Consider the following 21,432-nt stretch of genomic DNA (forward strand, 5'->3'; position numbering starts at 1 on the left):
ACCACATCGGACGGCCCGCCCGGTTACGATCCGCTCCGGTTCACCGGGGGAGTGGAGCGGATCGTGACCGAGCAGCGGGCCGCTCTTCGGCCACGGGTGAGGCTCTTCGCGGTCTCGGCGGGCGCCGTCTTCGCGCTGCTGCTCCTGCGCAACCCGGCCGTCTTCGACCGGGTCGTGTACGAGCGCGGCGACTCCGCGGCCAACTCGATCCTCGCCTCCGACGCCAAGCACTTCGAGCTGCTGGTCGGCAACTACTCACGGTTCCGGTTCCACCATCCCGGGCCGGCGTTCCTGTACGTGCAGGGGTTCGGCGAGTGGCTCTTCCACGACCTGCTCGGCGCCGTGCCCACCCCGTGGAACGGGCAGTGGCTCGCCCTGCTCGCCCTCAACTCGGTGCTCCTCGGGCTGTGCCTGGCGATCGTGCACAGCTGGACCTCGTGGCGGGCGACGGTCCTGTGCGGCGCGGCGGGCCTGCTCTACTTCGCGATGAAGCCGGCGATGCTGGCCTCCGCGTGGATGCCCGACCTGTACGTGGCGCCGTTCGTACTGCTGCTGCTCGCCGCCGCCTCGGTCGCCGCCGGCCGGGTGGCGCACCTGCCCGCGCTGGCGCTCGCCGTGGGCCTCCTCGTGCACGGACACGTGAGCTTCCTGATGTTCGGCCCGGTCGTCGCGGGCGCGGCCGTCGCCGTCTCGCTGCGCACGGCCCGCGCGGAGTGGCGCGCCGCCCGGGGCGCGGTGGCCGGTGCCGGCGCGGTGCTCGCGCTCTTCGCGCTGCCGATGGCGCTGCACCTGATCCTGCACTGGCCCGGCGAGTTCGGCCGCTACCTGCGGTACGGCGGGGCCGGCGGGATCCCGCACCCGGCCGACGTCGCCCGCTACGTGCTCGGCTACTACGCCACCGGCACCGTGCTCGGCGCGGTCGCGTTCGTCGGGTACTTCGGCGGCGCTGCCCTGCTCGTGCGCCGGCTGGCGCCCGGACCACCGCGCCGGTTTCTCGCCGCCGGCGTGTGCGCCGCCGCCCTGGCCACGATCCTGTTCCTCGGGTACGTGGTCCGCGGCGTCGACGACCTGAGGCTCACCTACGTCGGGCAGTTCACCCGGGCGGTCCCGCTGGTGCTGCTGCTCGTGATCGTGGCGGCCGCCGCCTCCGCACCCGCCGCGCGCCGGGCGCACCCGTGGCTGGTGGCCGCCGTGCTGATCGGCGCGCTCGGCGTCGGGAGCGGGGCGCCCGCACTGGGCAAGCTGCCCGAGCACGCGCCGGGCATGCCCGTAGTGATGGCCGAGCTGGGTCGCTACACCGGCGGCCGGCCGGCGGTGATCGAGGTGGGACACGAGGCGTGGCCGGCGCTGACCGCACTTGTCGTGCAGGGCGAGCGGCTGGGCCCGCGGGTGTGCGCCCGCGACCCGCGGTGGGAGTTCATGCTCACCGCGCGGTACATCTGCACGCCCGACGACCTCGCCCACGGCCGCCGCGCCCACCTGACGGCGGCCCCGCCCGCGGGCGCCACGGTGATCGCCCCGGTCGACGACTCGGTGCTCGTCGCTTCATGATCGTTAGCCCAACAGCCGGAGTCTCTCCGGCGTGTCGTCCGGTTTCCGGGCTTACGATCACCACGCATTCCAAATCCTGCCCCGATTGTCCCGCCACGTGGGAGCTGCGGCGCCGCGGCGGCCGCATCGCATGATCGTTCGCCCGATACCCGCACTCTTCCCGGCGTGTCGTGTCGTTTTCGGGCGAACGATCATGGCGCCGCCCACATGCTGAGCTACATCCCAATCGGAACGGGTGGTCCGACGATCCGCCGGTCGTTCACGATCCTTGCTGGCACCCCGATCCCCACGGGTCCATGGTGGACGTCCGGAAAGGCTTGTCCGGCGGAGCTGGCAGCGGAGGTCGGGGATTTCGGCGAGCCCTGGCGAGCCGCCGACCGGAGCGGTGCCCGCGGGAGCATACGGTCCGCGGCTGACGCGGACGGGGGCAAATCTGCGTGGAAGCGTCGCCGCGTGACCTCGACTCCGGAAGCTTCCTGGGCCAAGGCGCGGCAGTGACATCGGGCGGTCACAAGAGGAAGATGCGTCGCGGGTTGCCGCACCGCGAGTGAGAAGGAGCGCACTGTCGTGCAGCTGTGGCTTACCACGTCGCCCGGGGGATCCACGACGCGGCGGCTGGTCCGCCTCGCGAAGGCCGCCGAGCACTACGGCTTCGCCGGCCTGCTCGTGCCGGCGCCGGCGACCCGGCGCGGCACCGTCCACATCGGTCGGGACGGTGAGGAGGTGTGGTCGACGATGGCGGCGATCGCGCGTGGCACCCGGCGCCTGCGGATCGGCGTGTTGCTGGAGCCCGCCCATCTCGCCTCGCCGATCGAGGTGGCGCTGGCCGCGGCGGCCGTCGACCGGCGCAGCGGCGGGCGGCTGGAGCTCGGCCTGTCCGCGGTCCGCGCCGGCGGTGGCCGGTCGCGCAGCCTGCTGCCGCCGATGCCGGAGGGGTTCACCCGGCTGGACGAGACTCTCGCGGTGCTCACCGGGCTGTGGTGGACGCCGGGCGACGAGCGGTTCACGTTCACCGGCCGCTACCACACGGTGCTCAACCATCCGGCCGTCGCGACCGCCCAGCGGCCGGGTCCGCCGCTGATCGTGTCCGGGCCGGGCCGGCGTACCACCAGCTATCTGGCCGCCCGCTGGGCCAACGAGGTCAACGTCCCGTTCCGCGGGCTCGACCGCACGGTGCGCATGTTCTGGGACGCCGACGACGCGCGGGCGCACACCGAGCGCCGCAACCCCGGGCGGTCGCCGCTGCGGCACTCCGCCGCGCTCAACGCCTGCCGGCGGCCCGGTGGCGGCCGCCGCGTCGCCGCGCTGCTGGAGCTGCTCGCCACCCTCGGGCAGTACCAGTCGATCGGCACCGCCCGGGTCTACCTGCGGCTGCCGGACAGCGGCGGGCAGGGCTTGGACGTGCTGGCGCGGCAGATCCTGCCGGTCTTCGCCGGCCTCCGCGCCCCGGCCGCCACCCAGCCGCACGCCTGCTGACCCTCAGCAGGCGTCGGTGCCGGGGCAGAGGCGGGCCGCGGCGGTACGCCCGAGGCCTTGCAGCTCCGGCCGGCTCAGGTTGGGCTTCACGAAGAACTCGGCCAGTAGGTCGCCCTGGCGCACCAGCACGTGGTAGGTCCGGAAGCCGCCGCCGTGGTCGACGGCGACGAGCAGCGCCTCCTGGCCGGCGAAGTCGCGGGCGGCGATCGAGATTTCCCGGCCGGCGCCCGGCGCGCAGCCCTCGACCCGCGCCCGCACCTCGGCCAGGTACCGGCTCGCGTCGCCGGGGCGGAACCGGGAGACGGCCTCCGACACCCGGTCGTCGGCCTGCGGCGTGCCCCGGATCAGTGCCCGCTCCGCCGACTCCAGCGGCCGCACCGGCCGGGCCGCCTGACCACAGGCGAACACCGAGGCGCTGAACTCGAACGTCCAGTCGCCCGAGCCGGCGCCGCCGCCCAGGCGGTACCCCGGTCCCAGGTCGGCCGGCCGGAGGAAGAGCGCGTCGCCCAGCGGCACGCTGGCCGGCGGCGTCGTGGGCGCGGGCGGTGTCGTGGGGGCGGGCCGCGGCGACGCCGACCGGGACGGGGCCGGCGGGCTGACCGTGGGGGAGACGCCGGGTGCCGGCGCCGCGCGGTCCCGCTGGGCCACCGCGATGCCGGCGGACGCGGCGAGCACCGCCGCCGCGGCCGCGGCGGCCACCGCGACCCGGGTGCGCCGCTCCCGCCGGCGGGCGCGGTCGCGCAGGTCGGACGCCGGCTGCCAGCGGGTCTCCGCGGTGTCGTCGAACAGCTTCTGGAACAGCGGGTCAGGCATGGCTGTACTCCCCGGGCAGGTCCCTGTCGAGCAGCGAGGCGAGCGTCCGGCGACCGCGTACCAGCCGCGACTTGACGGTGTTGACGGGCACGCCGGTCTGCGCCGCGACCTCCGCCACCGGCAGGTCGAGCAGGTGGTGCAGGGCGATGGCGAGGCGTTCCGGCTCGGGCAGCCGCCGCAACGCCTCGACCAGCGCGACGGTGTCCTCATTGGGCGGTCGCGCGGGTTCGGCGGGGCCGTGCCGGCGGTACGCGACCATCCGGTTGCGGGCCTTGCGCCACCGGTTGACGCACAGCCGGTACCCGACCGTGCGCACCCAGGCCTCCGGGTCGTCGTACCCGGACACCGTCGACCACCGCTGCCAGGCCCGCAGGTACGCCTCCTGCGCCGCGTCCTGCGCCTCGGCGCGGTCACCGCCCATGGCGTACAGGAACGTCACCACCCGGTGCCGCGAACCCAGGTAGAAGTCCTCGAAGGCGTCGTCTCCGGCCACCGCGCGCTCCCCTCCCCGTTCCCCTTCCATGGCTACACCCGCGGCGCGCGTGCCAGGTTGACGCGTTCACAGCAGTGTCGGTTGCCCGATTGATTGTCGACGTCGTCTCCCTAGCCTTCTCGGTATGCGCTGGAGGAGCCTGATCGCCGCGGTGTGCGCCGGACTCGTCGTGCTGCTGAGTGCCGCGCCCGGGGCCGCCGGGGGCGGGTTCCGGCCGGGTGCGCCGGGCCTGGGCGATCCGTACTTCCCGACGTACGGCAACGGCGGATACGACGTCCTGCGCTACGACCTCGACATCCGCTACCAGCCGGACACCGACCTGCTCACCGGCCGGGCGGTGATCCGGGCGCGGGCCACGCAGCACCTGTCGAGCTTCAACCTCGACCTCGTCGGGCTGACGGTCGACGGGCTGCGGGTCGACGGGCGGGCCGCGGCCCACGCGCGGGCCGGGCAGGAGCTGACCGTCCAGCGGAGGGTGCGCGCGGGTTCGGTGTTCACGGTGGACGTGCGCTACCACGGCGTGCCCGAGCCGTTTCCGAAGCAGTTCCCGCGCCGGATCTGGCCGTCCGGCTTCCTGCACACCGACGACGGCGCGGTCGTGGCCGGTTTCCCCGAGGTGGCCGCGAGCTGGTACCCGGTCAACGACCATCCGCTGGACAAGGCGAGCTACTCGTTCGCGGTGACGGTGCCGGCCGGTCTGGAGGCGATCGCCAACGGCGTGCCGCGGGGGCGGGACACGCGGGGCGGCTGGGCGACCTGGCGCTGGGAGCAGCGCACGCCGATGATCAGCTATCTGGCGACGGTGGCGATCGGCGAGTTCGACGTGCGGACCACGTGGCGGGACGGGCGGCCGACCGTCATCGCCGTCGACCCCGACGTGCCACCGGGCCTCGCCGACGACGTCGCCCGCACCGACGAGATCACCGACGTGCTGGCCGGCCATTTCGGCCCGTACCCCTTCGAGGCCAACGGCGCGATCGTCGACGACACCCGCGACCTCGCGTTCTCGCTGGAGCTACAGACCCGGCCGATCTACGACCTGTACAGCCTCGAGCTGGGCGACAACACATACCTGGTGGCGCACGAGGTCGCCCACCAATGGTTCGGCGACAGCGTCGGCATGCGGCACTTCGACGACATCTGGCTCAACGAGGGCTTCGCCACCTACGCGGAGTGGCTGTGGGGCGAGCACCTCGGCCAGTTCACGCCGCGGGACGCCTTCGACTACTACTACAGCCAGCCGCTGGACGCCGCGTACTGGGCGCCGCCGCCCGGCGACCCCGGCCCGGCCGACCTCGACCTGCTCGACGACTCGGTGTACCTCCGGGGCGCGATGACCCTGCACGCGCTGCGGATGACCGTGGGCGACGGCGCGTTCTGGCGGATCGTGCGCGGCTGGTACGCGGCGAAGCGGGACGGCAACGGCTCCACCGCGGAGTTCGTGGCGCTGGCCGAGCGGGTCTCGGGGCAGCGGCTCGGCCCGCTCTTCCAGGCGTGGCTCTTCACGGACACCAAGCCGCCCTACCCCGGCGGCGCCGCTCCGGCCGCCGGCCGCGCCCCGGCGGGGTTGCGCCGGTAACCGTTTCTATCGATGCTGGTCACTGTTTTGAGCCGGTGCGGCACCGCCCCGCCCCGCTAGGCGCTCTAGGCTGGCGGCGTGGCGGACGTGGCAGCGCTGCTCGACCAGGTGTGGCGGGACGAGGCGGGCAGCATGCTGGGGGTGCTGAGCCGGCGCCTCGGTGACCTCGACCTCGCCGAAGACGCGCTCCAGGAGGCGGTCGGCGAGGCGTTGCGGCGCTGGCCCGACGACGGCGTGCCGGGCAGTGCCACCGGCTGGCTGGTGACCACCGCGTGGCGTAAGGCGATCGACCGGCTGCGGCGGGAGCGGGCCGGCCGGGAGAAGCTCGCGCTCGTCGCCGGCGAGCCGCCCGCCGCGCCGACCGGGGACGACCGGCTCGCGCTCGTCTTCGCCTGCTGCCATCCGTCGCTGAGCGAGCCGCTCCAGGTGGCGCTGACCCTGCACGCGGCCAGCGGGTTGCCGGCGGAGGCCATCGGGGCGGCGTTCCTCGTGCCGACCGCGACGATGGCGCAGCGGCTGGTGCGGGCCAAGCGGCAGCTGCGGGCGGGGGGAGTGCGGTTCGAGCTGCCGCCGCCGGAGGAGTACGGGTCTCGGCTCCCGGCGGTGCTCGCCGTCGTCTACCTGGTCTTCAACGAGGGATACCTGGCCAGCGCGCGCGACACACCCCGGCGGCGCGACCTGACGCGGGAGGCGCTCGACCTGGCCCGCCAGCTCGCCACGCTCATGCCGGGAGAGCCGGAGGCGGCGGGGCTGGCCGCGTTGCTGGAGCTGCACGAGGCGCGTGCCGCCACCCGCTTCGACGGTGACGGGCGGCTGGTGCTGCTGGAGGACCAGGACCGTACCCGGTGGGACCGGTCCTTGATCGAGGCGGCGGCCGCGCGGTTGCGGGTGGCGGTGACCCGCGACCGGCCCGGTCCCTATCTTCTCCAGGCGGCGATCGCGGCCCAGCACGCGCTCGCACCCACCTACGCCCGCACCGACTGGGCGACCATCCGCGGGCTGTATGACACGCTCTACGCCGTCCAGCCGACGCCGGTGGTGCGGTTGGGGCGGGCGGTGGCGACGCGGCACACGCACGGGGCGGCCGCCGCGCTCGCCGAGGTGGAGGAGCTGGGGGAGCGGCTGGACGGCTACCGGCTATGGCACTCGACCCGCGCGGAGCTGCTGGCCGACCTCGGCCGGGACGAGGAGGCGACGGAGGCGACCCGGCGGGCGCTCGCGCTGGCCGCCAACCCGGCCGAGCGGGAGCTGCTGGCTCGGCGGCTCAGCCTGCGCGCGCGATGACGGGCCCGCGCCGCGCCGTAGCCGCCTCGGCGTCCGGCGGCGGTGTAGTTTTCTCGCCGTGGAGGAGATCGATCGCGCCATCGTCGCGGCGCTGACCGCGGACGGCCGCCTGTCGTACACCGACCTGGCGGAACGGGTGGGGCTGTCGGTGTCCGCCGTGCACCAGCGGGTGCGGCGGCTGGAGCAGCGCGGCGTCATCAAGGGGTACGGCGCGCGCGTGTCGTACGAGGCGTTGGAGCTGCCGCTGAGCGCGTTCATCGCGATCCGCCCGCTCGACCCGTCCCAGCCCGACGACGCGCCCGACCGGCTTGCCCACCTGCCCGAGATCGACTCGTGCTACTCGGTGGCGGGGGAGGACTTCTACCTGCTGCTGGTGCGCGTGGCCAGCCCGGCCGAGCTGGAGCGGCTGCTCCAGCAGATCCGCACGGCCGCCAACGTCACCACCCGTACGACGGTGGTGCTGTCGACGCCCTACGAGGGGCGGCCGCCGCGGATCACGAGTTCCAGTGGTGGATGACCGGCCGGCGGTGCTCGTACCCCAGGACGGAGATCGTGGCGGTGTCCAGCCGCAGCTTGCCGCCGCCGCTCGGGGGTAGCTCCACCCACCGCGCGCCGGCCACCCGCAGCGCGTGCCCGTGCCCGACGAGCGCCACGTCGCCCCGCTCGGCGGCCACGCGCGCCTTGGCGAGCACCCGGTCGAGGCGGGCGCCCACCCGCTCCGGGGACTCGCCGCCGGGGCAGCCGTCGGTCCACAGGTTCCACTGTGGATCGCGGGTGGCGTGGATCTCGTCGGTGGTGATCCCCTCGTACTCGCCGTAGTCCCACTCGGCCAGGTCCGCGTCGATCTCGCTGACCGCGAGGCCGGCCAGCTCCGCGGTGCGCAGGGCCCGCTTGCGCGGGCTGGAGAACACCGCCACGAACGGCCGGCCGGCGAGGCGGCGCCCGGTGGCACGGGCCTGCTCCTCGCCGTCGGGCGTCAGGTCGATGTCGGTGTACGACGTGTGCCGGTGCGCGGCGCTCCACTCGGTCTGGCCGTGGCGCACGAGAACGACTTCCCCCACGGCGCCAGTCAACCAGAGACGCCACACACCTAGCCTCCTAGGATGCCGTAGAGGGTGTGACCCGCGGGCGCCACATGGCCCCGGATCCGATACCTAGCTTCCTAGGACGCCTTACGGGATGTGCCATGCCGCACAAGGGGAGAGGTTTTCGCCAACGAAGGAGCGGGCACCTCGAAGCGGAGAGACGAGCGCTACTCAGGAGGAGTGACGATGAGCCTCGCAGATAAGGCACGCAACAAGGCCGAGGAGCTCAAGGGCACCGTGAAGGAGCGCGTCGGCGACGCCACCGACAACGAGAGCATGCAGGCCGAGGGCGCCAGCGAGCGCGCCGCCGCCAAGGCGAAGCAGGCCGGCGAGCACGTGAAGGACGCCGGGCGCGAGGCGCGGGACGCGTTCCGCGGCTGACTTTTGATCCATCTGCCATGACCGGGGTGTCCCTTGTGGACACCCCGGTCGCGTGCTATTCGCTCATTTCCTGTTTGCGCCACCACTTCTGGCCGGACTCGGGCAGGGTGTCGATCGGGTCGTAGTACGGGTAGCGGCGGGCCAGGGCCTCGTCGTCCTCCTGCTCGATGGAGGTGCGGTAGTTCTTGGTCCAGTACGAGATGCCGTGCTCGCGGTCGTACTCGGTGACCATGTGTACCCAGCGCTTGCCGACCAGCGGCACGTCGCACACGATGCGGGGCGTGGCGTAGCCGGGCAGGTAGCCCATGATGTCGTGCTGGAGCTCTTGGGCCTGCCACACCGGCACGCGCCAGTGCTCGGCGTTGGGGATCATGTCGCACATGTAGAAGTAGTACGGCAGGATGCCGGCCTCGCCCTGGAGCGCGAAGCACAGGTCGAGCAGCTCGGGCGTGGTGGCGTTGACGCCGCGCATGAGGACGCCCTGGTTGCGTACGTCGCGGACGCCGACTTCGAGCGCGGTCTGCGCGGCGCGCGCGACCAGCGGGGTGAGCGAGTTGGCGTGGTTGACGTGGGTGTGGATGGCGAGGTTGACGCCGCGGCGGGCGGCGGTGCGGGCGACCCGTTCGAGGCCTTCGACGACGTCGGGCTGGAGCCAGTGCTGGGGTAGGCCCATGAGCGCCTTGGTGGCGAGCCGGATGTCGCGGATGGTCTCGATGTCGAGCAGGCGCATGAGGTACGACTCGAGGTGGCGCCAGGGCACGTTGGCCACGTCGCCGCCGGACACGACGACGTCGCGAACGCCGGGGTGGGCGCGCAGGTAGGCGACGTGGGCGTCGTACCGGTCGGTGGGTTTGAGGGTGAGCTTGAGCTTGTCGACGGCGGGTGTGGAGTTGCCGACGAGGTCCATGCGGGTGCAGTGGCCGCAGTACTGCGGGCAGGTGGAGAGCAGCTCGGCGAGCACCTTGGTGGGGTAGCGGTGGGTGAGTCCTTCGGCGACCCACATGTCGTGCTCGTGGAGGGAGTCGCGGGCGGCGTGCGGGTGTGACGGCCAGTCGGTGCGGCGGTCGGAGGCGACGGGGATCATGTACCGCCGGACGGGGTCGCCGTAGAAGTCGTCGGTCGACATCGTGTTGAGCATCTGGGGCGGGACGAGCATCGACATGGTGGCGCGCTCGCGCTGGTCGGCGACGAGGTCGTCGTAGAAGGCGTCGGGGACGAGGTCGCCGAGGACGGCGCGGAGCTGCTTGACGTTCTTGACGCAGTGGACGCGCTGCCACTGCGCGGACTCCCACTGCTCGCGGGTGACGTCGCGCCAGCCGGGGAAGCGGGCCCAGTCGGGCTCCACGAGCTCACGCCGGCGGTACTCGTACGGCTGCCCCACGTCGCCCCCAAACTAGAAATCATCCGGTGATCTAGATAATCTACCGTAAGATTTCCCGTGGGAAGAGGGCAAGGCCAATGACTTCACCGGTGGGGCTGCATCGCGTGCTGGCGCCGAAGGGTGTGTTGCCGCAGGCGGCGGAGCGCCTCGACGCACGGCCGGAGATCGGCGCGGACGAGGTGCGGATCGCGGTCGAGCGGCTCAACCTCGACGCGGCGAGCTTCCGGCAGCTGTCGGAGAAGCACGGCGGCGACGGTGCGGCGGTGCGCGCCGAGGTCCTGGAGATCGTCGGGCGCCGGGGCAAGATGCACAATCCGGTCACCGGTTCGGGCGGGATGCTGATCGGGACGGTCGACGAGGTGGGCCCGGAGTCGCCGCTGGGCCTCGAGCCCGGCGACCGGGTGGCCACGCTCGTGTCGCTCACGTTGACGCCGCTGCACATCGCGGATACGACGTGGGACGGCCGGAGCGAGCAGGTGCCGTGCACGGGTCACGCGATCCTGTTCGCCCGCTCGGTCGCCGCGGTCCTCCCGGACGACCTCGACCCGCGCCTCGCCCTCGCGGTGCTCGACGTGTGTGGCGCGCCGGCGCTGACGGCGCGGGTGGTGCGGCCCGGCGGAGCCGTGGCGGTGCTGGGAGGGGCCGGGAAGAGCGGCTCGTTGTCACTGGCTGCCGCCCGGGCCGCGGGGGCCGCTCGTACCACGGCTGTGGTTTTGGATGACGCGGAGGCGGCGCTGCTGCGCGGAGCTGGCCTGGCCGACCGGGTGGTGGTGGCGGACGCGCGCGATCCGGTCGCGGTCGCGGCGGCCATCGGTGCACCGGTCGACGTGACGGTCGTCTGCGTGGACGTGCCGGGGTGCGAGCACGGGGCGATCCTGGCGACCGCGGCCGGCGGCACGGTGGTCTTCTTCTCGATGGCGACGAGCTTCGCGGCGGCGGCGCTGGGCGCGGAGGGGCTGGCGGCCGACGTGACGATGCTGGTCGGCAACGGGTACGTGCCCGGCCACGCCGACTACGCCCTCGACCTGCTGCGCGAAGTTCCCGCCGTCCGGAAACTATTCGAGGGCAGACTGAGCGCATGACTGCCTCGACCCTGTACCGGAATGGGACCGTCTACAGCCCCGCGGACCCTACGGCGACCGCCCTGCTGGTGCGCGACGGCGCGATCGCGTGGGTCGGCGCGTCCGCCGACGCGCCCTCCGCCGACATCGCCGTGGACCTCGACGGGGCGCTGGTGACGCCGGCGTTCGTCGACGCGCACGTGCACTGCACCGACACCGGGCTGACGCTGTCCGGCCTCGATCTGAGCGGCGCCCGTTCGGCGGGTTCGTTGTTGGACGCGGTGGCGGCGTTCGCGGAGGGGTTGCCGGGCGACGCGATCGTGCTGGGGCACGGGTGGGACGAGACCACCTGGGCGGACCAGGCCAAGCCGGACGCGGCGGCGCTGGAGCGGGCCGCCGGCGGGCGCCGGGCGTATCTGTCGCAGGCTTCCATGCATTCCGCGCTGTGCACGCCCTCGCTGCTGGCGGCGGCGCGGGGCACGCCGGGCTACGGCGAGTCCGGATGGGTTCGCCGGGACGCGCACCACGTGGTGCGGGAGCTGGCCCTCGGCTCGATCCCGGCCGCGCAGCGGACCGGGGCGCAGCGGGCGACGTTGCGGCGGGCGGCGCAGCTGGGCATCGCGGCGGTGCACGAGTGTGGTGGGCCGGGCACGTCGAGCGAGGCGGACTTCACCGGCCTGCTGGCCTTGTCGGGGCAGGGGCATGCCGAGGTGTACGGGTACTGGGGTGAGCTGCTCGCCGCGGCGAAGGCGCGGGACCTGGGCGCGGTGGGGGCGGGCGGCGACCTGTTCGCGGACGGGGCGCTGGGTTCGCAGACCGCCCACCTGTCGGAGTCCTACGTGGACGCCGAGGGGTGCGGCCACGGGTACCTGACCGCCGAGCAGGTCCGCGACCATCTGCTGGACTGCGCGGCGCACGGTGTGCAGGGCGGGTTCCACGCGATCGGGGACGCGGCGATCACGACGGTGCTGGCGGGTTTCGCCGAGGCGGCCCGCAAGCTGGGCGTGGAGCGGCTGCGGGACGCCCGCCACCGGGTCGAGCACGCCGAGATCATGAACAAGCGGCTGATCGCGGGTTTCGTGGAGTACGGGATCGTGGCGAGCATGCAGCCGGCGTTCGACCGGCTGTGGGGTGGCGAGTCGCAGATGTACGCGCAGCGGCTGGGCGTGGCCCGGTCGTTGGAGTCGAACCCGATGGGCGCGATGCACGGGGTGGGTGTGGCGCTGGCGTTCGGTTCGGATTCGCCGGTGACGCCGCTAGACCCGTGGGGCAGCGTGCGGGCGGCGGTGCGGCATTTCAACCCGGTGCAGCGGATGAGCGTGCGGGCGGCGTTCGCGGCGCACACGCGCGGCGGGTGGCGGGCCGTGCACCGCGACAACGAGGGGGTGCTGTCGCCCGGGGCACCGGCGACGTTCGCGGTGTGGTCTTTCGCAGGAGTCCTAGAGAAGGGGCTGCCGGTGCTCGACGAGCTTCCGGTGTGCCGGCGCACGGTGCTGCGCGGCGATGTGATCTACGAGGAGTGAGGCCGATGGGAAAGCTCGACCTGGACCCGGCGGTCGTCGCGCGGGCGCGGGCGCTGGCCGCCGAGGTGGGGCGGCCGGTCGTCGACCTGGCGCGTGGCCACACCACCGTCTCGGTCGAGCGGGCGGTGCTGCGGCTGGCGGGGGTGAGCGGCGCCGACCCGGACGGCATCCCGTGGGTCAACCGGCTCGTCGACGCGGTCACCGCCGACGTGGGGTTGGGGCACGGTGTGGCGGTGCCGGTGTTCGACGCGCTGCTGCGCGAGGGCCTCGACGACGTCACGCTGCTGGCCCAGAAGGCGGCGGCCGGTTCGGTGCGGTTCGCGGTGCCCGCCAGGTCCGCGGCCGCCCGGCGGCTGGCGCGTAGGCATGTCGCGGCGGGGCTGCGGCGGATCGACCGGCGCCGCGCCGAACGCGACCGGCTCGTCAAGCGGCACGGCGACGCGCCGCGCCGCCCGTGGATCTACCTGATCGTGGCGACCGGCGACATCTTCGAGGACATCCCCCAGGCGCGGGCGGCCGCCCGCGCCGGCGCGGACGTGATCGCGGTGATCCGCTCGACCGGGCAGTCCCTTCTGGACTACGTGCCGGAGGGTGCGACCCGGGAGGGGTTCGCCGGCACGTACGCGACGCAGGAGAACTTCCGCCTCATGCGGGCGGCGCTGGACGAGTCGTCGCGCGAGCTGGGCCGCTACGTGCGGTTGACGAACTACGCGTCCGGGCTGTGCATGCCGGAGATGGCGGTGCTGGCCGGCCTGGAGCGGCTGGACATGATGCTGAACGACTCGATGTACGGGATCCTGTTCCGCGACATCAACCCGATCCGCACGTTCGTCGACCAGCGCTTCTCCCGGCAGGTGCACGCCCGCGCGGGGATCGTCATCAACACCGGCGAGGACAACTACCTCACCACCGCCGACGCGGTCGAGGCGGCGCACACGGTCACCGTCAGCCAGCTGTTGAACGAGTACTTCGCGCACGAGGCGGGCCTGGCCGACCGGCAGCTGGGCCTGGGGCACGCCTTCGAGATCAACCCGGACCTGCCCGACTCGTTCCGGTTGGAGCTGGCGCACGCGCTGCTGGCCCGCGAGCTGTTTCCGGACGCGCCGCTGAAGTGGATGCCGCCGACCCGCCACATGACCGGGGACGTGTTCCGGGGCAACCTGCTGGACGGGTTCTTCAACCTGGTGGGCGCGATGACCGGGCAGGGCATCCTGCTGGTCGGCATGATGACCGAGGCGGTGGTCACCCCGTGGCTGTCCGACCGGGACATCGCCCTCCAGAACGTGCGGTACGTGCTCGACGCGGCCGGCGGCCTGCACGAGGACTTCGTGCCCGCGCCGGGCGGGCTGATCCAGCGGCGCGCACACCAGGTGCTGGCCGAGGCCGTCGGCCTGCTGGAGCGGATCCGCGACGACACGCTGCTGGCCGCGATCGGCGACGGCACGTTCGGCATCATGAAACGCCCCGCGGACCGCGGCAAGGGCCTGGACGGCGTGGCCGCCCACGAGCCCGACTACCACAACCCGGCGACCGAGCTCCTGGAGGCGGCGTCATGAGCGGGCAGATCGTGCGGCCGTACGGGGACACGACCGGGGACGGGATGGTGCAGGTGTCGTTCACGTTGCCGGTGCCGCACGACAAGCGGGCCGAGGGTGCCGCCCTCCAGTTGGCCGGGAAGATGGGGCTCGACCCGGCGATGCTGGTGCACGCCAAGCAGATCGGCGACGGCTACACGTTCTTCGTCGTGTACGGGCGGGTGCGCCACCTCGTGGACATGTCCGCGGTGAAGGCCGCCGAGCGGGACTACCCGCTGATGACGGCCAAGGACGTCAACACCGCCGTGAAGCGGCGGCTGCGGCGCAAGCTGTCGGTGGTGGGCGCGTGCATCGGCACCGACGCGCACACGGTCGGCATCGACGCGATCCTCAACGTCAAGGGGATCGCCGGCGAGAAGGGCCTGGAGTACTACCGGGAGCTGAAGGTGCGCAACCTCGGCGCCCAGGTGACCGTGCCGGAGCTGGTCGAGGCGGCCCGCGTGGAGAAAGCCGACGCGGTGCTGGTCTCGCAGGTGGTCACCCAGCGGGACGCGCACCTGCACAACGTGCGGGAGATGGCCGCCGCGTTCCGGGAGGCGTTTCCGGCCGGGCGGCGGCCGCTGCTGGTGGCGGGTGGGCCGCGCTTCGACGAGATGATGGCCGGCGAGCTCGGCGTCGACCGCATCTTCGGGCGGGGCACCACACCGCGCGAGGTGGCCAGCTACCTGGTGCACGCGCTCACGACGGCGAAGGCGGCGGCGGCATGAGTGCGGGTCTGACGGTCACCCACCGGCGGTACGTTCCCTACTCCCACGCCCACTACGCCGGCGACCTGGTCGACGGGGCGTACGCGCTGGGGCTGTTCGGCGACGTCGCCACCGAGGTGTGCATCCGGATGGACGGCGACGAGGGGCTGTTCGCGTCCTATTCGGACGTACAGTTCCGGGCGCCGGTGCGGGCCGGTGACGTGGTCGAGGCGACCGCGACGGTGACCCGGGTGGGCACGCGCAGCCGCACGCTGGAGTTCTCCTGCGTGGTGGTGTGCCGGGGCACCGGCGGGTCGGGGGCGCGGGTGCTGGACCCGCCGGTGGTGGCGGTCACCGCGGTGGGCACCGTCGTCGTGCCGTGAAGGCCGCCGTCTGCGCGGACGTCGGCTCCACCTACACCAAGGCCGCCGTCGTCGACCTCGACGCCGGCCGCCTGGTCGCGACGGCCGCGCACCCCACCACCGCCGACCCGATGACCGGGCTGGCCGCCGCGGTCCGGGCCACCGCCGTCCCGCTCGAGGCCGCGTCGATCCCTTGGTACGTGTCATCCTCAGCCGGTGGCGGACTGCGACTCGCCGTCGCGGGCTACGAGCGGCTGGTCACGGCCGAGGCCGGGCACCGGGTGGGCCTGTCCGCGGGTGCCCGGGTGGTGCACGTGGCGGCCGGGCCGCTGGACCCGGCCGGGGTGCGGGAGCTGCGCGCCGCCCGCCCCGACGTGGTGCTGCTGGTCGGCGGCACCGACGGCGGCGACGCCGACGTGCTGCTGCACAACGCGCGGCGGCTGGCCGGGTGGCGGGTGCCGATCGTGGTGGCCGGCAACGCCGACGCCCGCGACGAGGTCGCCGGTGTCCTTCGTGGAGCCACCATTGTGGACAACGTGCTGCCCCGCATCGGCGTGCTGCGGCCCGGTCCGGCGCGGGCGGCGATCCGGGAGGTGTTCCTGCGGCACGTGATCGGCGGGAAGTTCGGGCGGCGGTTCGCGCGGCTGGTGCGGGCGGCCACCCCGGACGCGGTCCTGGCCGCCGTGGAGTTGCTCGCCGACCGCACCGGGCGCGGGCTGCTCGTGGTCGACGTGGGCGGCGCCACCACCGACGTCTACTCGGCCCTCCCAGAAGGCGCCGACGGCGGCGCGGAGGCGGCCGGGTCGCTGCCGCGGGCCCGCACCGTGGAGGGCGACCTGGGCGTGCGGTGGAGCGCTCCCGGCGTGGTGGCGGCCGCCGCCCTGGAGAAGCTCCCGCACGACGAGGCGCTCGCCGAGGCCGCCCGGCTCCGCGCCGAAGACCCGACCCTGCCCAGCGACGCCCTCGAGAGGGCAGCCCTCTTGGGCGTGAATTCTGAGCAGGGCTCCCGTATACCCGTCCAGGCGGTGACCGGGCTGCCCTCTTGGGGAGCGGGCGGCTCAGGCGGCTCGGCGGACTTGCGGCTGGCCACGCTGGCGGCGGTCGTGGCGGTGCGGCGGCACGCGCGTGGGGAGGCGGGCGGGTTCGGGCGGCGGGACCTGCGCGACGTGTCGCTCGTGATCGGCTCGGGCGGGGTGCTGCGCTTTTCCTCGCGGCGGGACTCCCAGCGGGTACTCGATGCGGTTTTGTCCGATCACGGCGGCGGGTGGCCGCTGCCGCGGGCGGCGACCACAGTGGTCGATCGGGAGTATGTGCTGGCCGCGGGCGGCCTGCTGGCCGCCGACCACCCGGCGGCGGCGTTCGCGCTGCTGCGTGATCACCTGCTGGTCGGATGATCGACGAAACACGCCGGGCTTCGACACGCCGGAGTGGTTGACAGCCCACGGGGGGCGGCACGTACCGTCTTTAGGTCCTACAACGGGGAGCGGCTGTTGTTCGCTTCGTCCCTTCGCCAGCTGGCCAAGCAAGCCGACACCAGGTCCAGCGGGCGGGGGTCGGCGGGGCGGCGCGGACCGGCCGAGGAGCTGAGTCGGTGCTCAGGCAGGGGGGTGACCGCGACCAGTAGACAACGGCGGCGCGTGGGCAGCCAGCGTTCGTCCCGTCGGTCCGAAGGTCGTGGAGATCAACTGTCGCACCGGCCCCGGGTAGGGCCTGGGAGCATCGGGGTGCCGCCACGGCGGCGCCCCGATTTTCCGTTCTACGCCGTTACGCGCGTACCCTTCGGCAGGTGACCATGGTGGAGCCCGCCGAGACCCCGGCCGCCGAGGCCGACTCTCCCGAATCGCAGGTGCGGGAGGCCCCGCACCCCCTGCCGCTGGCCGCCGGCGCGGCGATGGCGGTGGCGGCCGGGGTGGCGCTGCTGCTGTCGTTCCCCACCTATGGGTTGTGGTGGCTGGCCCCGGTCGGTGTCGCGCTGCTGGCCGCGTCCGTGCACCGCCGCCGCTTCCGGGCCGGGCTGGGGTTGGGCGCGCTGGCCGGGCTGGCGCTGTTCCTGCCGCTGCTGAGCTGGACCAACCTGCACACCGGGCTGGCGCCGTGGCTGCTGCTGTCGGGGCTCCAGGCCGGGTTCGTCGCGCTGCTGGGCGGGGCCACCGCCTACGTCAGCCCGCTCGTCGACCGGTTCCGGTGGGCGTGGCCGCCGGCGACCGCGCTGCTGTGGGTGGCGCAGGAGGCGATCCGTGACCGCGGCCCGTACGGCGGGTTCCCGTGGGGGCGGCTCGCGTTCAGCCAGGAGGACTCGCCGCTGGTGCGGCTGGCCGCGGTCGGTGGCGCGCCGCTGGTCACGTTCGGGGTGGCGCTCGCCGGCGGGCTGCTGGTGACCGCCGCGTGGCGGCCGTGGAACCTGTGGCCGGCCCGCCTGGCCCGCGGCCGCCTGGTGCTGTCCGCGGCCGGGCTCGCGGTCGGCGCGGTCGCGGTGACCGCCGCCGGGCTGCTGGTGCCGACCGCGCCGCGCGAGGGCGAGCCGGTGACCGTCGCGATCGTCCAGGGCAACGTGCCGCGGATGGGTCTTGACTTCAACGCCCAGCGCCGCGCCGTGCTGGAAAACCACGTCACCGCCACGATCGCGCTCGCCGGGCGGGTCGCCGCCGGCCAGGAGCCGCAGCCGGATCTGGTGGTGTGGCCGGAAAACGCCAGCGACGTCGACCCGCTGCGCGACGCGACCGCCTCCAGCCGCATCTACGCCGCGGCCGCCGCGATCCGGGCGCCGATCCTGGTCGGCGGCATCCTGCGCGGCCCCGCCCCGGGCGAGGTGCGCAACGTGGGCCTGCTGTGGCGGGCGGACACCGGCCCCGACGTCGCGCAGACGTACGTGAAGCGGCATCCGGTGCCGTTCGCCGAGTACATGCCGCTGCGCGACGTCGCCCGCCTGGTGAGCAAGGAGGTCGACCGGGTCGCCGACATGGTCGCCGGGCAGCGGCCGGGCGTCATCCAGACCGGGCCGGTGGCGGTCGGCGACGTGATCTGCTTCGAGGTCGCCTACGACGGCATCGTGCGCGACACCGTCACCAACGGCGCCGGCATCCTGGCGGTGCAGACCAACAACGCGACCTTCAACGTCGCCGAGGCACGCCAGCAGATGGCGATGGTACGGCTGCGGGCGGTCGAGCACGGCCGCGAGTCGCTGATGGCCTCGACGGTCGGGGTGTCCGGGTTCGTGACCGCGGACGGCGAGACGCACGAGACGACCGGCTTCAACACCCAGGAGGTGGTGGTGCGGGAGATGCGGATCTCCGGCTACCGCACCCTCGCCACCCGTGCCGGTGTGTGGCCGGAGATGTTCCTGGTGGGCCTGGGGCTGGTGCTGCTGGCCGGTGCCGTGGTGGTCCGCCGCCGTGGATGACTACCTGGCGCGGATCGGCGTCGACCGGCCGCCGTCCGGGCTCGACGGCCTGCGCGTGTTGCAGCGGGCGCACCTGGGCACGGTGCCGTTCGAAAACCTCTCCGTCCACCTCGGCGAGCCGATCGACCTGACCGCCCTGCCCGACAAGATCGTGACGCGGCGGCGGGGCGGCTTCTGTTACGAGCTCAACGGCGCCTTCGCCGCCCTGCTCACCGCCCTCGGGTACACCGTGTCGTTGCACCAGGCCCGGGTCTGGGGCGGCAAGCGGTGGGGGCCCCCGTTCGACCACCTGGCCCTGCGGGTGGCGGTGGACGGCGAGCCGTGGCTTGTCGACGTGGGCTTCGGCCGCTTCGCCCACCATCCGCTGTCGCTGGCCTCACGCGCGCCGCAGCCGGACCCGGGCGGGTCGTTCGTGGTCGTCGACCGCGACCTCGGCGACCTCGAGATCGTGATGGACGGTGAGCCGCAGTACCGGATCGACCCCCGCCCGTACGATCTGGCCGACTTCGCCCCCACCTGCTGGTGGCAGTCCACGTCGCCGGACTCGCACTTCACCCGCTCGTTGACCTGCTCGATGCTGGCCCCGGACGGCGGCCGGGTCACGCTCAGCGGCGACCGCCTCATCCGCACCGACCCGGCCGGCGCCCGCACCGAAACCGTGCTGGACGGCGACGACGCGGTGCTGGCCGCCTACCGGGAACACTTCGGGCTGGTGCTGGACCGGGTGCCGCGGGTGGCGGTCTAGTGCGGGGCCACAAACGTTGGCCGGCTTCGCCGGCCTGGGTGAGCGGCGGCCTTCGGTCGCCGCTCACCCAGTGAAGGCCCCGGCGCTATATGGATTTCCCGCCCGCGGGATGGGTCGACCTCGCCGGCCACCGTCTGTGACGCAGCGTCAGCAGGCTCAGCCGAGAACGTCGAGATCTAGGACAGTTAGGGTTGATATGGCGCCCTAACTCTCCAAGATCTCGAATCTTGGGCCGGCGGCGTTTTTGTTGCCTCAGAAGGCGCGCGAGGCAACAAAACAGGGATTTTGTCGGGATCTTGGCCGGCGCGGGCGGGAGCGAGCCTTCCGGCGAGGTGGCGCTCACCGATGCGTCCGGCCGCGTGGCATTCTTGACGGATGGGACGGGCAATCGCGTTGGGCGTGCCGCTCGTAGCGGCCGCGGAGATCGCCGTCTTCATCCTGGTCGGCGGCTGGATCGGATACGGCTGGGCGCTGCTGGCGGTGCTCGCGGCCTCGTTCGTCGGGATGATGCTGCTGCGCCGTGAGGGTGTGCGCGCCTGGCGGGGCTTCGTCGCCGCCGCCAACGCCGGCCAGCACCCCGGCGAGCGGGTCATCGACGGCATCGTCGGCCTGGGCGCCGGCGCGCTGCTGAGCGTGCCCGGCTTCGTGACCACCCTCGCCGGCCTGGTGCTGCTGCTGCCGCCGGCCCGCGCGGTGGCGCGGCGCGGGGTGCAGCGCTGGACCGAGCGCCGGGTCTCCACGGCGGTCGCCGGCGACCTGTTCGGCCCGCGCAAGGTGAAGGTGCACCGGGGCGCCCCGGAGTCCGACGGCGCGATCGAGGGCGAGATCGTCTGAGCGCCCGCAGCGCCGGGGGTCTGAGCCGCCCGCTCAGCGGCGCGGGCGCGCGTTGAGCCGGGCGGCCTGGCGGGTGAGGTGCTCGCGTTCGGGCAGGTTGGGCGCCGACCGGGCGGCCTCGGCGTAGAGCCGGGCCGCGGTGACCGGGTCGCCGTCCCGCTCGTGCAGGTACGCCGCGGCGGCGGTGTAGCGGGGCAGGGTCGGGTCGAGCCCGGCCAGGGCGGCCAGGCCGGCCCGCGGGCCGTCCGCTTCACCGACCGCGACGGCCCGGTTGAGGCGGGCCACCGGATTGCCGGTGAGCCGCACCAGCTCGTCGTACCACTCGACGATCTGCACCCAGTCGGTCTCCTCGGCCGTGCGGGCGTCGGCGTGCAGCGCGGCGACGGCCGCCTGGGCCTGGAACTCGCCCAGCCGGTCGCGGGCCAGGGCCGCCTGGAGCACGCCGACCCCCTCGGCGATCATGCGGGTGTCCCACCGGCGGCGGTCCTGCTCGGCCAGCGGCACCAGGCTGCCGTCCGGGCGGGTCCGGGCCGGGCGCCGCGCGTGGTGCAGCAGCATCAGCGCGAGCAGCCCGGCGACCTCCTCGTGCGTGGTCATGGCCGCCAGCTGGCGGGTGAGCCGGATCGCCTCGGCGGCCAGGTCGACGTCGCCGGAGTAGCCCTCGTTGAAGACCAGGTAGAGCACCCGCAGCACGGTGGCGACGTCACCGGGCTGGTCGAACCGGACGCCCGCGACGGTCCGCTTGGCCCGGCTGATCCGCTGGGCCATCGTCGCCTCCGGCACCAGGTAGGCCTGGGCGATCTGCCGCGTGGTCAGGCCGCCGACCGCGCGCAGCGTCAACGCGACGGCCGAGGCCGGGCTCAGCGACGGGTGCGCGCACAGGAAGTACAGCCAGAGGGTGTCGTCCACCGCCTCGCCGGGGCCGCGCGCGGGCTCGGCCTCGACGAGCTGCTCGCGGTGCCGCCGGGAGGAGTCGGCGCGGGCCGCGTCGAGGAACTTGCGCCAGGCGACGGTGACCAGCCAGCCCTTCGGATCCCGGGGCGTGCCGTCCGGCCACAGGCGCACCGCCTCGACCAGGGCCTCCTGCACGGCGTCCTCGGCCGCCGCGAAGTCGGCTCCGCGACGGACGAGGACCCCGGTCACGGTGGGGGTGAGGGTCCGCAGCAGGGCCTCGTCCACCCGC

General features: G+C 73.9%; 20 protein-coding genes. 15 read left to right on the forward strand and 5 right to left on the reverse strand.

The window, feature by feature from the left end; all coding sequences use genetic code 11:
* Positions 1–63: 63 nt before the first annotated feature.
* Both ACTMTJ_RS12465 and ACTMTJ_RS12470 read left to right on the forward strand, forming a co-directional pair.
* Positions 64–1,551, forward strand: coding sequence for a hypothetical protein (locus ACTMTJ_RS12465; RefSeq protein WP_441216399.1), 1,488 nt, complete (start codon positions 64–66; stop codon positions 1,549–1,551).
* Positions 1,552–2,118: 567 nt separating this feature from the next.
* A complete protein-coding gene (locus ACTMTJ_RS12470; RefSeq protein WP_441216400.1) occupies positions 2,119–3,027 on the forward strand; it encodes an LLM class flavin-dependent oxidoreductase in 909 nt (302 codons plus the stop codon).
* A 3-nt stretch (positions 3,028–3,030) separates the two neighbouring features.
* On the opposite strand, the gene ACTMTJ_RS12475 is transcribed toward ACTMTJ_RS12470, so the two are convergent.
* Both ACTMTJ_RS12475 and ACTMTJ_RS12480 read right to left on the reverse strand, forming a co-directional pair.
* A complete protein-coding gene (locus tag ACTMTJ_RS12475) occupies positions 3,031–3,840 on the reverse strand; it encodes a hypothetical protein (RefSeq protein WP_441216401.1) in 810 nt (269 codons plus the stop codon).
* The gene (locus ACTMTJ_RS12480; protein ID WP_441216403.1) at positions 3,833–4,333 is read right to left on the reverse strand and encodes a sigma-70 family RNA polymerase sigma factor; all 501 of its coding nucleotides are present in this window, start codon (positions 4,331–4,333) and stop codon (positions 3,833–3,835) included. Before ACTMTJ_RS12480 ends, ACTMTJ_RS12475 begins: the two co-directional genes overlap by 8 nt.
* A 124-nt stretch (positions 4,334–4,457) precedes the next feature.
* On the opposite strand from ACTMTJ_RS12480, the gene ACTMTJ_RS12485 reads away from it, so the two are divergent.
* From ACTMTJ_RS12485 to ACTMTJ_RS12495, 3 genes are all read left to right on the forward strand, one after another.
* Positions 4,458–5,912 carry a M1 family metallopeptidase gene (locus tag ACTMTJ_RS12485; RefSeq protein WP_441216405.1) on the forward strand — a complete coding sequence of 485 codons (1,455 nt, stop codon included), beginning with the start codon at positions 4,458–4,460 and terminating at the stop codon, positions 5,910–5,912.
* 78 nt (positions 5,913–5,990) lie between these two features.
* Positions 5,991–7,196 (forward strand): RNA polymerase sigma factor, encoded by a 1,206-nt coding sequence (locus tag ACTMTJ_RS12490; protein ID WP_441216406.1) that lies wholly within the window; start codon positions 5,991–5,993, stop codon positions 7,194–7,196.
* A gap of 58 nt (positions 7,197–7,254) precedes the next feature.
* Complete coding sequence (locus tag ACTMTJ_RS12495) at positions 7,255–7,713, forward strand: Lrp/AsnC family transcriptional regulator (protein WP_441216408.1); 459 nt, start codon at positions 7,255–7,257, stop codon at positions 7,711–7,713.
* Here ACTMTJ_RS12495 and ACTMTJ_RS12500 read toward each other — a convergent pair.
* Positions 7,691–8,257, reverse strand: a complete 567-nt coding sequence (locus tag ACTMTJ_RS12500) for a histidine phosphatase family protein (protein WP_441216409.1) — start codon at positions 8,255–8,257, stop codon at positions 7,691–7,693. The genes ACTMTJ_RS12495 and ACTMTJ_RS12500 overlap by 23 nt on opposite strands.
* 210 nt (positions 8,258–8,467) lie before the next feature.
* Between ACTMTJ_RS12500 and ACTMTJ_RS12505 the strand changes: the two genes are divergently transcribed.
* Positions 8,468–8,662 (forward strand): CsbD family protein, encoded by a 195-nt coding sequence (locus tag ACTMTJ_RS12505; protein WP_441216410.1) that lies wholly within the window; start codon positions 8,468–8,470, stop codon positions 8,660–8,662.
* 55 nt (positions 8,663–8,717) lie between these two features.
* Here the strand turns inward: ACTMTJ_RS12505 and ACTMTJ_RS12510 are convergent, their stop codons facing one another.
* On the reverse strand, positions 8,718–10,043 hold the full coding sequence (locus tag ACTMTJ_RS12510; protein ID WP_441216412.1) for a KamA family radical SAM protein: 1,326 nt from the start codon (positions 10,041–10,043) through the stop codon (positions 8,718–8,720).
* A gap of 77 nt (positions 10,044–10,120) precedes the next feature.
* On the opposite strand from ACTMTJ_RS12510, the gene ACTMTJ_RS12515 reads away from it, so the two are divergent.
* The 9 genes from ACTMTJ_RS12515 to ACTMTJ_RS12555 all read left to right on the forward strand — a co-directional run bounded on the left by ACTMTJ_RS12515 (position 10,121) and on the right by ACTMTJ_RS12555 (position 20,249).
* A complete protein-coding gene (locus ACTMTJ_RS12515; protein WP_441216413.1) occupies positions 10,121–11,125 on the forward strand; it encodes an L-erythro-3,5-diaminohexanoate dehydrogenase in 1,005 nt (334 codons plus the stop codon).
* Entirely contained in the window at positions 11,122–12,627 is a 1,506-nt protein-coding gene (locus ACTMTJ_RS12520) for an amidohydrolase (RefSeq protein WP_441216415.1), read from the forward strand. The genes ACTMTJ_RS12515 and ACTMTJ_RS12520 overlap by 4 nt, the downstream gene beginning before the upstream one ends.
* A 5-nt stretch (positions 12,628–12,632) precedes the next feature.
* Positions 12,633–14,183 carry a lysine 5,6-aminomutase subunit alpha gene (locus ACTMTJ_RS12525; RefSeq protein WP_441216417.1) on the forward strand — a complete coding sequence of 517 codons (1,551 nt, stop codon included), beginning with the start codon at positions 12,633–12,635 and terminating at the stop codon, positions 14,181–14,183.
* Positions 14,180–14,929: an OAM dimerization domain-containing protein gene (locus ACTMTJ_RS12530; protein WP_441216419.1), complete on the forward strand. Its 750-nt coding sequence runs from the start codon at positions 14,180–14,182 to the stop codon at positions 14,927–14,929. Before ACTMTJ_RS12525 ends, ACTMTJ_RS12530 begins: the two co-directional genes overlap by 4 nt.
* Positions 14,926–15,291, forward strand: coding sequence for a hotdog domain-containing protein (locus ACTMTJ_RS12535; protein WP_441216421.1), 366 nt, complete (start codon positions 14,926–14,928; stop codon positions 15,289–15,291). The genes ACTMTJ_RS12530 and ACTMTJ_RS12535 overlap by 4 nt, the downstream gene beginning before the upstream one ends.
* A complete protein-coding gene (locus tag ACTMTJ_RS12540; protein ID WP_441216423.1) occupies positions 15,288–16,664 on the forward strand; it encodes a glutamate mutase L in 1,377 nt (458 codons plus the stop codon). The genes ACTMTJ_RS12535 and ACTMTJ_RS12540 overlap by 4 nt, the downstream gene beginning before the upstream one ends.
* A 398-nt stretch (positions 16,665–17,062) precedes the next feature.
* Positions 17,063–18,670, forward strand: a complete 1,608-nt coding sequence (gene lnt, locus ACTMTJ_RS12545; RefSeq protein WP_441216841.1) for an apolipoprotein N-acyltransferase — start codon at positions 17,063–17,065, stop codon at positions 18,668–18,670.
* Entirely contained in the window at positions 18,663–19,415 is a 753-nt protein-coding gene (locus tag ACTMTJ_RS12550; RefSeq protein WP_441216424.1) for an arylamine N-acetyltransferase family protein, read from the forward strand. Before lnt ends, ACTMTJ_RS12550 begins: the two co-directional genes overlap by 8 nt.
* Positions 19,416–19,790: 375 nt before the next feature.
* Positions 19,791–20,249 carry an FxsA family protein gene (locus tag ACTMTJ_RS12555; RefSeq protein WP_441216425.1) on the forward strand — a complete coding sequence of 153 codons (459 nt, stop codon included), beginning with the start codon at positions 19,791–19,793 and terminating at the stop codon, positions 20,247–20,249.
* Positions 20,250–20,282: 33 nt separating this feature from the next.
* Here ACTMTJ_RS12555 and ACTMTJ_RS12560 read toward each other — a convergent pair whose 3' ends face one another.
* Complete coding sequence (locus ACTMTJ_RS12560; RefSeq protein ID WP_441216842.1) at positions 20,283–21,428, reverse strand: RNA polymerase sigma factor; 1,146 nt, start codon at positions 21,426–21,428, stop codon at positions 20,283–20,285.
* Positions 21,429–21,432: the final 4 nt, after the last annotated feature.

It is taken from the genome of Phytohabitans sp. LJ34 (assembly GCF_052068095.1).
Classification (GTDB): domain Bacteria; phylum Actinomycetota; class Actinomycetes; order Mycobacteriales; family Micromonosporaceae; genus Phytohabitans.